The organism is Pseudomonas thivervalensis (assembly GCF_001269655.1).
In the GTDB taxonomy this organism is placed as follows: Bacteria; Pseudomonadota; Gammaproteobacteria; order Pseudomonadales; family Pseudomonadaceae; genus Aquipseudomonas; species Aquipseudomonas thivervalensis.
The window spans coordinates 652,077-664,074 of the sequence record NZ_LHVE01000001.1 but is presented as its reverse complement, the minus strand read 5'-3'; the positions used below and the strand labels follow the sequence as shown (position 1 = coordinate 664,074).

Below are 11,998 nucleotides of genomic sequence, written 5' to 3'. Positions count from 1 at the left end.
TCTGTTGACTAGCAGTCTGACTCCACAAGCACCCACACGAATTGCTTGATTCAGTTGTTAAAGAGCGGTTGGCTGAGTCTTTCGTCTCAACCGAGGCGCGCATTCTACAGCGCCCCGTGTATCTGTCAAGCGGTTTTTTTAAGAAGTTTTCAAAGTTTCCTTTGCAACTTCAACCACTTGCGCTTCCGATCTCTCGTTAGCGGGAGGCGAATTCTACAGCGTTACTCGCTGCTGTCAACACCTCTTTTTCACCGCTTTCGACCGAGAAGATCGAACCGCCGATAGAGCCAAACAACACCGCTCTATCTGCTCCTTCCAGGCTTCGATGAACTGAAGCCCAACCCCTTCGAAACCTACTTAACTCATTGAATCTCAAGGAGTTTTCCGTTTCGACTGCGCCGGAAGTGGGGCGAATTATAGACTTCCAGAATCTGCCGTCAACACCTATTTTCACAATTCTGTCATATCAGTCTAAAAGCCCGTAAACACAGAGGCCGGCGCCCAAGGGCGCCGGCCTCTTCACTTACCGATTACAAGCTGGGGAAAGCAAACTGTGAAGCCTCATGGCTGGCACGCTGCGGCCAGCGCTGGGTAATCGCTTTGCGACGGGTGTAGAAGCGCACCCCGTCCGGGCCGTAAGCATGCAGGTCGCCGAACAACGAACGCTTCCAGCCACCAAAGCTGTGATAGGCAACCGGCACTGGCAATGGAACGTTGACGCCCACCATGCCGACTTCGATCTCATCGCAGAACAACCGCGCCGCTTCACCATCGCGCGTAAAGATGCAGGTGCCATTGCCATACTCGTGATCATTGATCAGTTGCATCGCCTCTTCCAGGCTGTTGACCCGGACGATGCACAGCACCGGCCCAAAGATCTCTTCCTTATAGATGCGCATCTCGGGGGTCACGCGATCGAACAGGCAACCACCAAGGAAGAAACCTTCCTCATGCCCGGCCACACTCAAGCCGCGACCATCGACCACCAGTGAAGCGCCTGCTGTCACACCCTCTTCTATATAGCCACTGACCTTGTCCCGATGCTGACCAGTCACCAGCGGCCCCATGTCCAATCCGCAAGAGGTACCGGCGCCAATCTTCAACGCCTTGATCTGCGGCACCAGCTTGGCCACCAGCGCATCCGCCACCTGGTCGCCGACACATACCGCCACCGAAATTGCCATGCAACGCTCACCGCATGAACCGTATGCCGCGCCCATCAGTGCGCTGACGGCATTGTCCAGGTCGGCATCCGGCATCAGCACCGCATGGTTCTTCGCCCCACCCAGCGCCTGGACGCGTTTGCCGCGCCGAGTGCCCTCGGCATAGATGTATTCGGCAATTGGCGTCGACCCGACAAAACTCAGCGCCTTCACTTCCGGCGCTTCGATCAGTGCATCCACCGCGGCCTTATCGCCATGGACCACGCCCAATACGCCCTTGGGCAAGCCAGCTTCCAACAATAGCTGGGCGATCAGCAGCGTCGAACTCGGATCACGCTCGGACGGTTTGAGAATGAAACAGTTACCGCAGACGATCGCCAGCGGATACATCCACAGCGGCACCATCGCCGGGAAGTTGAACGGTGTGATACCGGCCACCACACCCAAAGGCTGAAAGTCTGACCAGGCGTCGATGTTCGGTCCTACGTTACGGCTGTATTCACCTTTCAGGATTTCCGGCGCTGCACAGGCAAACTCGACGTTTTCGATGCCGCGCTTGAGTTCACCGGCCGCGTCTTCCAAGGTCTTGCCGTGTTCCTCGCTGATCAACTGGGCGATACGCGCCTCGTTCTGCTCCAGCAATTGCTTGAATCGAAACATCACCTGCGCCCGCTTGGCCGCCGGTGTATTGCGCCAGGCCGGGAAAGCCGCCTTGGCGGCGTCGATGGCCTGCTGGATGGTCGCACGATCAGCCAATGGCACCTTATGGATGGCCTGGCCAGTGGACGGGTTGAACACATCGGCGGTGCGAGCGCTGTCGCTCAGCAGTTCGCCATTGATCAAATGTGGGATGAGGCTCATGGGGACTCCAGAATTATCCACAGGCGCCCGTGACCGGACGCCCGTTGTTAAAGAATGCATCAGTCGAGTTTATTCAACACTTCACCGACCGCATCGAACAGGCGGTCCAGGTCCTGTGGCTTACTGTTGAATGTTGGCCCGAACTGCAAGGTGTCGCCGCCAAACCGCACATAGAACCCGGCTTTCCACAACGCCATGCCGGCCTCGAACGGACGCACGATGGCATCGCCATCGCGCCCGGCGATCTGGATCGCGCCGGCCAGGCCATAGTTGCGGATGTCGATGACGTTCTTCGCGCCCTTCAAGCCGTGCAATGCGTTTTCGAAATGCGGGGCGATCTCGGCCACGCTCTGCACCAGGTTTTCCTTCTGCAGCAGGTCCAGCGCCGCCAGGCCCGCCGCGCAGGCCACCGGGTGCGCCGAGTAGGTGTAGCCGTGGGGGAACTCCACTGCGTACTCGGGCGTTGGCTGGTTCATGAAGGTCTGGTAGATCTCGGAGCTGGCAATCACCGCGCCCATGGGGATCGCGCCGTTGGTGACTTGCTTGGCGATGCACATCAGGTCTGGCGTTACGCCGAAGCTGTCGGCACCGAACATCGAACCAGTGCGACCGAAACCGGTGATCACTTCGTCGAACACCAAGAGAATGCTGTGCTGGTCACAGATCTCCCGCAGGCGCTTGAGGTAACCCTCCGGCGGCACCAGCACGCCGGCCGACCCTGCCATCGGCTCAACGAACACCGCAGCGATGTTGGACGCATCGTGCAGCTCGATCAGCTTCAACAGCTCATCGGCCAAGGCGATGCCACCCTCTTTCGGCATGCCACGGGAATAGGCGTTGCTGGCCAGCAAGGTGTGGGGCAAGTGATCGACGTCCATCATCGCCTGGCCGAACAGCTTGCGGTTGCCGCTGACACCGCCGAGGCTGGTGCCGGCGATGTTCACGCCGTGATAGCCACGGGCACGCCCGATCATCTTGGTCTTGGTTGCCTGGCCCTTGAGACGCCAGTAGGCGCGGACCATCTTCACCGCGGTATCGGCGCACTCGGAGCCGGAGTCGGTAAAGAACACGTGATTGAGATGGCCCGGGGTCAGGCTGGTGATTTTTTCCGCCAGTTGGAACGACAGCGGATGACCGTACTGGAACCCCGGCGAGTAATCGAGGGTGCCCAGTTGCTTGGCGACCGCTTCCTGGATTTCCTTGCGCGTGTGCCCGGCGCCGCATGTCCACAGGCCCGACAGCGAGTCGTAGACCTTGCGCCCCTTGTCATCCACCAACCAGCTGCCTTCGGCGGCGACGATCAGGCGAGGATCGCGCTGGAAGTTGCGGTTGGCGGTGTAAGGCATCCAGTGGGCATCGAGCTTGAGCTGGCTGGCCAGGGAACCGGCAGCGTGTTCGGGCATGTTCATCGACAAAACCTCGCAGGTGATAAGCGACAGGGATCGAAAGGCGTTCTTGCAGCTAAATTGCCACGGCGATAAAGTCGGTGAAATCCAACTTTTGTAACCTTCAGTCGGTGGATCACTAAACCATGAGCGCTCGTCGTCCCGATCCACTGGCCCAGGTCAGCGACTTTGATATTCGCCTGCTGCGCATTTTCCGTAGCGTCGTGGAATGCGGTGGGTTCTCCGCCGCTGAGACCGTGCTGGGTATCGGCCGCTCGGCCATCAGCCAGCAGATGAGCGACCTCGAACAACGCCTGGGTTTGCGTCTGTGCCAGCGTGGACGCGCGGGCTTTTCCCTGACCGAAGAAGGGCGCGAGGTCTACCAGTCGGCATTGCAGTTATTGAGCGCACTGGAGAGCTTCCGCACCGAGGTCAACGGCCTGCACCAGCATTTGCGCGGTGAGCTGATCATCGGCCTGACCGACAATCTGGTCACCCTGCCCCACATGCGCATCACCCATGCCTTGGCTCAATTGAAAGAGCGTGGCCCCGACGTGCAAATCCAGATTCGCATGATCGCCCCCAACGAAGTCGAACAAGGCGTACTCGACGGGCGCTTGCATGTCGGCGTGGTTCCCCAGGCCAGCGCCCTGTCCGGACTGGAATACCAACCGCTGTACAGTGAACGATCGCTGCTGTACTGCGCGGTCGGGCATCCGCTGTTTTATGTCGATGACCAGCAGCTTGAAGACGCTCGCCTCAACAGCCAGGACGCCATCGCCCCCACGTTCCGCCTGCCGGCCGAGATCCAGGCCCACTACCAGGCACTCAATTGCACCGCGAGCGCATCGGATCGCGAAGGCATGGCATTCCTGATTCTCACCGGCCGCTACATCGGTTACCTGCCCGATCACTACGCCAACCTCTGGGTCCAGCAAGGTCGGTTGCGGGCCTTGAAGCCTGCGGCACGGTTTTATGACCTGAGCCTGGCGTCGGTCACGCGCAAGGGGCGCCGGCCTCACCTGGTGCTGGAGAGTTTTCTCGAAAGCCTGGCGGCCACCCGCTGATCTCCTCTGCCCCCCTGTGGGAGCGAGCTTGCTCGCGATGGCGGTGTATCAGTCACACCTATGTTGAATGAGCGTCCGCTTTCGCGAGCAAGCTCGCTCCCACAGAGGCGAGGGATCGCGATCGAGAAGGCTTTTAGTGTGATGGCACTTGTCGGATCGATGCCGGTGCGCTATCAACGCAGTTGCTTGCCCACAGACCCAGCCCGGAAACGCCCATGACCTTTGAAGTCCCCGCCCACAGTGGCAAGCCCACCAGTCGCATTCGTCAAAAGAACGAAGAGACGATCCTCAAGGCCGCCGAAGATGAATTCGCCCGCCACGGGTTCAAAGGCACCAGCATGAATGCCATCGCCCTCAAGGCCGGGCTGCCCAAGGCGAACCTGCATTATTACTTCACGAATAAACTCGGGTTGTATGTGGCGGTACTGAGCAACATCATCGAATTGTGGGACAGCACCTTCAACACCCTCACCGCCGAGGATGATCCGGCCGAAGCCTTGACCCGCTACATCCGCGCCAAAATGGAATTCTCTCGTCGCCAGCCCCAGGCGTCGCGGCTGTTTGCCATGGAAGTGATCAGCGGGGGCGAATGCCTGACCGAGTATTTCAACCAGGATTATCGCGCCTGGTTCAATGGCCGGGCGGCTGTGTTCCAGGCCTGGATCGACGCCGGCAAGATGGACCCGATCGACCCGGTGCACCTTATTTTCCTGTTGTGGGGCAGCACCCAGCATTACGCCGACTTCGCCACCCAGATCTGCCGTGTGACCGGTCGCAGCAAGTTGACCAAGCAGGACATGGTCGACGCGGGCGACAACCTGATCCGTATCATTCTCAAGGGCTGCGGCCTGACACCCACTCTTTAAGATCGCCATGCCCTTTACCCTTGCCGGTTTTTGCGAGCACCGCGAAGAAATTCGCAAAAGCCGCTTCATCACCTTCGCCGCGCCCATCACCAGCCCGGCCGATGCCCAGGCGTTTATCGAACAGCACAGTGACTTGGATGCCACGCATAACTGCTGGGCCTGGAAACTCGGCGACCAATACCGCAGCAACGACGACGGTGAGCCTGGTGGCACCGCCGGGCGACCGATCCTGGCCGCGATCGAAGCCCAGACCTGCGATCAGGTCGTGGTGCTGGTGATCCGCTGGTACGGCGGGATTCAACTGGGCACCGGCGGGCTCGCCCGGGCTTACGGCGGCGGCGCGAACAAATGCCTGCAAAACGCCGAGAAAATCGAGTTGATCAGTCGGGTGCCATTGCACTGTAGCTGCGGGTTCGCCGAACTGCCCTTGGTGAAACTGCGCGTCGCCGAGTGCGGCGGGCTGGTGAATGAGGAACGCTTCACCGCCAATGGCGTAGAGCTGCAATTGGCCGTGGGTGAAGCCCACATCGAAACCTTGCAAACGCAACTGGCCGACCTGAGCCGTGGACGGATCCTGTTGGAGCGTTGAGCTCGCAGGCTTGCAACCTTTAAGGGCAGCTCGCAATCGTTCAATTTGCCCACATCCACTGTGCACCCGACTGTGGATAACCTGAGCACATCCCTCTGTAACCCTTCTGTCATGCGGGTTTCAGCAGGTTGCTCATTTTTCAGCCAAAGTCCCGCCGAATCGACAAATCCGCCTACAAAACAACCGCTTGCGGCGGTTTATCACCTTTAGAAGAAAGCCCCACAGTGCTTATGCCCGAGTTTCTGGCTTGCACACAATAACTGTGGAGCAACCTGTGGATAACCCGTTCATGGCTCTTCCCGCCCCAACAAGCACAGGGCTCGCAGCCGCTTGTTCATTTTTTAACCACCCATTTCAGGGCAAACCGATGCCTGCACAAAACCTGCGCGCTCCAACTCGGTGCAGAATTTTTCCCATCGCCGCTGCCCAGGCCACATACAGAGGGCCCTAGCGCCGGGCCCAAGGCAATTTCCTGACCTGATGGCCAGGAAATTGCTTTATCCACAGGCATTCCTGTCCATCGGCCCGAGCCTGTCATGTCCAACCCCGACTCCATCGCGCGCCTGCAATTGCGCAAGATCAGCAAACGCTACCCCGGTTGCCTGGCCAACGACGCCATCGACCTGAGCATCCAGCCCGGCGAGATTCACGCCCTGCTCGGGGAAAACGGCGCGGGTAAAAGTACTCTGATGAAGATTATCTACGGCGTCACCGCTGCCGATTCGGGTGAGGTGATCTGGCAAGGCCAGCGCATCAACCTGCGTAACCCGGCCCAGGCCCGCAGTTTGGGCATCGGCATGGTGTTCCAGCATTTCTCGCTGTTCGAAACCCTCACCGTTGCGCAAAACATTGCCTTGGCGATGGGCGCGACAGCCGGTACGCCAGCGCAGCTGGAGCCCCGGATCCGCGAGGTTTCCAGGCGCTACGGCATGGCCCTGGAACCGCAGCGGCTGGTCCACAGCCTGTCGATTGGCGAGCGCCAGCGGGTCGAGATCATTCGCTGCCTGATGCAAGACATTCGGCTGTTGATTCTCGATGAACCGACCTCGGTGCTCACGCCCGCGGAAGCCGAAGAACTGTTCGTGACCCTGCGCCGCCTGGCGAGCGAGGGCTGCAGCATTTTGTTTATCAGCCACAAGCTCGGGGAGGTGCGAGGGTTGTGCCACAGCGCCACGGTGCTGCGCGGCGGACGCGTATCGGGACATTGCACTCCGGCGCACTGCTCGGACCGGGAGTTGGCGCAATTGATGGTTGGCGAAGCGGCCGGACTGATCACGGATTATCCCAAGGTCAGCGCAGACAACGCCTTCCTGCAGATCAACCAGCTGTCCTGGCATAACCCGGACCCGTTCGGCTGTTCATTGCGGGACATTGAGCTGGAGGTGTGTAGCGGCGAAATCGTCGGCATCGCCGGAGTGGCGGGCAACGGCCAGGACGAATGGCTGGCGTTGCTCAGCGGAGAAACACAGCTTCCACGCCAGCAAGGCGAAACGATCCGCTTCGACGGACAACCCGTCGCGCACCTGCGCCCCGACGCTCGTCGTCGGCTTGGCCTGGCATTCGTTCCCGCCGAACGCTTGGGCCACGGCGCCGTGCCGCAATTGAGCCTGGCCGATAACGCCTTGCTCAGTGCTTTCCAGCAAGGCCTGGTCAGCCATGGGCTGATTCGACGCCGCAAGGTCGAACAACTGGCCGAGGCGATCATCCGTCGCTTTGGCGTGAAGACACCCGACTCCAAAACCTCGGCGCGCAGCCTCTCGGGAGGCAACTTGCAGAAATTCATTCTTGGCCGGGAGATCCTCCAACAACCAAAGCTGCTGGTGGCCGCTCACCCGACCTGGGGCGTGGACGTCGGTGCGGCGACGACCATCCATCGCGCCCTGATCGCCCTGCGCGATGCCGGCGCGGCGATTCTGGTGGTCTCCGAAGACCTCGACGAACTGTTCCAGATCAGCGACCGCCTCGGCGCCTTGTGCGGCGGGCGCCTGTCGGCCTTGCGTCCCACCGTCGAGACCCGCCTCAGCGACGTCGGCGCCTGGATGGCCGGCCAGTTCGACGCCCCTCAATCCCCTGCCCCCGCGCCGGTTTAACGGAGTTCCACATGCTGCTTTCTCTCGAACCCCGCGGCCAGCAATCGCGCCTGATGCTCTGGTGCTCGCCATTGCTGGCCGCCGTCTTGACCCTGGGCTGTGGCTCGCTGCTATTTATCGCCCTCGGGCATGACCCGTTGCAAACGTTGTACACGCTGTTGATCGCGCCGATCAGCGACCTGTACGGCGTCTCCGAATGGCTGGTCAAGACTTTGCCGATCCTGCTGTGCGCCCTCGGCCTGGCGGTGGCCTATCAGGCGCGGATCTGGAACATCGGCGCCGAAGGCCAACTGCTGCTGGGCGCCCTGGCCGGCAGTGCCTTGGCGGTGAACATCATCGACGTGCAGAGCCGCTGGGCATTGGTGTTGATCCTGCTGACCGGCACCCTGGCCGGGGCGGCTTGGGCCGGGCTCACGGCGTGGCTGCGCACGCGCTTCAACGCCAACGAGATCCTGACCAGCATCATGCTCAACTACATCGCCCTGAACCTGCTGCTGTTTTGCGTGCACGGGCCGTTGAAAGACCCCGCGGGGTTCAACTTCCCGGAGTCGGCGATGTTCGGCGAGGCCAGTCGCCTGCCGTTGCTGCTGGAGGATGGCCGGGTCCATGCCGGGGTGTATTTCGCCCTGTTGGCGTTGGTGGCGGTGTGGGTCTTGCTGCAGAAGAGCTTCGTCGGTTTTCAGATCAAGGTGCTGGGCCTCGATACCCGCGCCGCCGGTTTCGCCGGCTTTCGCCAGAAGCCGCTGGTGTGGCTGGCGCTTCTGCTCAGCGGAGCCCTGGCCGGGCTGGCCGGCGTCTGCGAAGTGACCGGACCGATCGGCCAACTGGTGCCGCAGGTGTCGCCGGGCTACGGCTATGCGGCGATTACCGTGGCGTTCCTCGGACGCCTCAACCCCATCGGCATTCTGCTTGCCAGCCTGTTGATGGCCCTGCTGTACATCGGCGGTGAGAGCGCACAGATGTCGCTGAACCTGCCCCAGGCAATCACCCAGTTGTTCCAGGGGATGATGCTGTTTTTCCTGTTGGCCTGCGACGTGCTGATCCTCTACCGGCCACGCCTGAACCTGCGCTGGATCCGGCGTGCCCAAACCACCGCGGTACAGGCAGGAGCCCTGTGATGGATATCGACCTGTTGAGCAATATTTTCTACGCCATGGTCCGCTGCGGCACACCGCTGCTGTTGGTGGCGTTGGGTGAATTGGTCTGCGAAAAAAGCGGCGTCCTCAACCTGGGCCAGGAAGGCATGATGCTGTTCGGCGCGGTGATCGGTTTTATCGTCGCGTTCAACAGCGGCCACCTCTGGCTCGGCGTGCTGTTGGCGATGACCGCCGGCATGCTGTTGTCGGCGCTGTTTGCGCTGGTGGCACTGGTATTCAACGCCAATCAGGTCGCCACCGGGCTGGCATTGACGATTTTCGGGGTGGGCCTGTCGAGCTTTGTCGGCGCGGCCTGGGTCGGCAAGCCGTTGGCGGGCTTCGAGCCGTTGGCCATTCCCTACCTGAGTGACATCCCCTTGATCGGACGGATGCTGTTTGCCCAGGACCTGCTGGTCTACTTGTCTTTCGCGCTGTTTGCGCTGGTGGCGTGGGTGATCGTGAAAAGCCGCGTCGGATTGATCATCCAGGCCGTTGGCGAAAACCCCGATGCCGCCAGCGCCATGGGCCTGCCGGTGTTGCGGGTACGGACCCTGGCGGTATTGTTTGGCGGCGCCATGGCCGGGTTGGCCGGCGCCTATCTGTCGCTGGCCTACACACCGATGTGGGCCGAAAACATGAGCGCCGGGCGCGGCTGGATCGCCCTGGCACTGGTCGTTTTCGCCAGTTGGCGAGTGTGGCGCCTGCTGCTGGGCGCTTACCTGTTCGGCCTCGCCAGCATCCTGCACCTGGTGGCCCAGGGGTTGGGGCTGGCGATTCCATCGAGCCTGTTGGCGATGCTGCCCTATGCCGCGACCATTGTGGTGCTGGTGCTGCTCTCCCGGGATGCCGTGCGCACCCGGTTGTATGCCCCTGTATCACTGGGGCAGCCTTGGCAGGCGGGGCATTGAGAACCCTGTGGCGAGGGAGCTTGCTCCCGCTCGACTGCGCTGTAGGAGCTGTCGAGTGCAACGAGGCTGCGATCTTTCCCCAGACGCTTGAATCTCAAGCGAAAGATCAAAAGATCGCAGGCTTCGCCAGCTCCTACAGAGCCCAGCGGGAGCAAGCTCCCTCGCCACGGACGGGCAGTATCTGCATAACGCCCCACACCACCTCGAAAAACAGGAAAACCCACAACACCGCACTGGCCCCATGCAGCAGCGCATACAGCATCCAGGCCGAAAACAGAAACCGCCCCGTCGCGTCATAACGCCCATACAACGGTTGCGGATCCCGAATCCGCAGCACGGCCCACACGCAGACAATCGAGCCCATCAAATTCACCATCAGCACATGCGCCGGCGCAAACGGCGGCAGGTCCCCTGGCAGGGCAAATAGCTGAGTCATGCTCATCAACACAGCATGCACCGCCGCAAAGCTCCACGGCGTGGCCAGCGCGGCCGACACGATCAGGTCGTACCAGGCGCTGCCGAGCACCACCCGGCGATATTGCATCGAAGTCCACATACACCTTGCTCCAGATAATTGGGAAGCGAAAAGGCTAAAGCCTGGGGTATGCTCCAAGGTCAAGTCCTCTGGAGTTCCACAATGCGCATCGGTGAATTAGCCCAGGCCTGCGCCGTCAGTCGGGACACGCTGCGCTTCTACGAGCAACGTGGCCTGATCGCGGCGACACGCAGCGCCAATGGCTACCGCGACTACCCTGCCGACGTGGTCCAACTGGTGCTCTATATCAAGACGGCCCAGCGCCTGGGCTTTACCCTGGGCGAGATCGGCGCCAGCGTCGCCGCCCTGTGGAACGCCCCCGACCCGGACTGCGCCGTGACGCAATTGCTGCAAGACAAACTGAACCTGATCGAAACCCGCATGACCGAACTCGACGCGTTGCGTCACGAGCTGAAACAACGGCTCGGGCAACGTTGTCCATTAAACCCGTGACCTTTTTCTTTCAAGGATGCCCTTCATGACTTCGGCAAGAAACGCATTGATCATCGGCGCCTCCCGGGGCCTGGGCCTCGGTCTGGTGAAGACACTGCTCAGCGATGGCTGGAACGTGACCGCCACCGTGCGCAACCCGCAGAACGCAGAAGCTTTGAAGGCGCTGGGCCCGGTGCGGATCGAGAAACTCGACATGGACGACCAGCAAGCCGTCATCGCCCTGAGCCAGCAGCTCAAGGGCGAAACCTTCGACCTGCTGTTCGTCAACGCCGGCGTCAAGGGCCCGGACAACCAGAGCCCGGGCGGCGCGACGCTGGCCGAAGTCGGCCAGTTGTTCTTCACCAACGCCGTGGCGCCGATCAACCTGGCCCAGCGTTTCGTCGGCCAGATCCGCGACGGCAGCGGCGTGCTGGCGTTCATGAGTTCGGTGCTGGGCAGCGTGACCATGCCCGACGCGCCGGAACTGGCGCTGTACAAGGCCAGCAAGGCCGCGCTCAACTCCATGACCAACAGCTTCGTCAGCCAACTCGGCGAGCAGACGTTGACGGTATTGTCGCTGCACCCGGGCTGGGTGAAGACCGACATGGGTGGTGAAGGCGCGGACATCGACGTCGAGACCAGCACCCGTGGGCTGATCGACCAAGTCAATGCCTTCGCCGGCAAGGGTGGGCATCACTTCGTCAATTACCGGGGCGAAACGATTCCCTGGTAAACACCCCCGATACCCTGTGGGACTCTGATAACCCTGTGGGAGCGAGCTTGCTCGCGATGGCGCCAGACCAGTCAACATTGATGTTGGATATCAGGCCGCTATCGCGAGCAAGCTCGCTCCCACATTGGATCTTTGTTGGGCACTGGAAATACGTCCGGCAACCTGAGTAAACTCCGCACCTCGCCCTATCCAACGGGCGACCCTGGATCAGCAGACAGGGCATCACTGAGCTG

11 protein-coding genes are annotated in these 11,998 nt (G+C 61.2%); 8 read left to right on the top strand and 3 right to left on the bottom strand.

Features of this window, described 5'->3' with window-relative positions:
* Positions 1–530 precede the first annotated feature (530 nt).
* A complete protein-coding gene (locus tag AD659_RS02795; RefSeq protein ID WP_053118161.1) occupies positions 531–2,024 on the bottom strand; it encodes a CoA-acylating methylmalonate-semialdehyde dehydrogenase in 1,494 nt (497 codons plus the stop codon).
* Between the two features lie 59 nt (positions 2,025–2,083).
* Positions 2,084–3,433: an omega-aminotransferase AptA gene (gene aptA / locus AD659_RS02790; RefSeq protein ID WP_053118160.1), complete on the bottom strand. Its 1,350-nt coding sequence runs from the start codon at positions 3,431–3,433 to the stop codon at positions 2,084–2,086.
* 122 nt (positions 3,434–3,555) lie between these two features.
* Between aptA and AD659_RS02785 the strand changes: the two genes are divergently transcribed.
* The 6 genes from AD659_RS02785 (at position 3,556) to AD659_RS02760 (ending at position 10,065) form a co-directional block, all read left to right on the top strand.
* Positions 3,556–4,476 (top strand): LysR family transcriptional regulator, encoded by a 921-nt coding sequence (locus tag AD659_RS02785; RefSeq protein ID WP_053118158.1) that lies wholly within the window; start codon positions 3,556–3,558, stop codon positions 4,474–4,476.
* Positions 4,477–4,691: 215 nt separating this feature from the next.
* On the top strand, positions 4,692–5,342 hold the full coding sequence (locus AD659_RS02780; protein ID WP_053118156.1) for a TetR/AcrR family transcriptional regulator: 651 nt from the start codon (positions 4,692–4,694) through the stop codon (positions 5,340–5,342).
* Between the two features lie 7 nt (positions 5,343–5,349).
* On the top strand, positions 5,350–5,931 hold the full coding sequence (locus AD659_RS02775) for an IMPACT family protein (protein WP_053118154.1): 582 nt from the start codon (positions 5,350–5,352) through the stop codon (positions 5,929–5,931).
* Positions 5,932–6,467: 536 nt separating this feature from the next.
* Complete coding sequence (locus AD659_RS02770) at positions 6,468–8,021, top strand: ABC transporter ATP-binding protein (RefSeq protein WP_053118151.1); 1,554 nt, start codon at positions 6,468–6,470, stop codon at positions 8,019–8,021.
* Positions 8,022–8,032: 11 nt separating this feature from the next.
* Entirely contained in the window at positions 8,033–9,139 is a 1,107-nt protein-coding gene (locus AD659_RS02765; protein ID WP_053118149.1) for an ABC transporter permease, read from the top strand.
* Positions 9,139–10,065: an ABC transporter permease gene (locus AD659_RS02760; RefSeq protein ID WP_053118147.1), complete on the top strand. Its 927-nt coding sequence runs from the start codon at positions 9,139–9,141 to the stop codon at positions 10,063–10,065. The genes AD659_RS02765 and AD659_RS02760 overlap by 1 nt, the downstream gene beginning before the upstream one ends.
* 133 nt (positions 10,066–10,198) lie before the next feature.
* Here AD659_RS02760 and AD659_RS02755 read toward each other — a convergent pair whose 3' ends face one another.
* A complete protein-coding gene (locus AD659_RS02755) occupies positions 10,199–10,621 on the bottom strand; it encodes a hypothetical protein (protein ID WP_053118145.1) in 423 nt (140 codons plus the stop codon).
* 81 nt (positions 10,622–10,702) lie between these two features.
* Between AD659_RS02755 and AD659_RS02750 the strand changes: the two genes are divergently transcribed.
* Both AD659_RS02750 and AD659_RS02745 read left to right on the top strand, forming a co-directional pair.
* The gene (locus tag AD659_RS02750; RefSeq protein ID WP_053118143.1) at positions 10,703–11,053 is read left to right on the top strand and encodes a MerR family transcriptional regulator; all 351 of its coding nucleotides are present in this window, start codon (positions 10,703–10,705) and stop codon (positions 11,051–11,053) included.
* 25 nt (positions 11,054–11,078) lie between these two features.
* Positions 11,079–11,765, top strand: a complete 687-nt coding sequence (locus AD659_RS02745; protein WP_053118141.1) for an SDR family oxidoreductase — start codon at positions 11,079–11,081, stop codon at positions 11,763–11,765.
* The last annotated feature ends 233 nt before the right edge of the window (positions 11,766–11,998 follow it).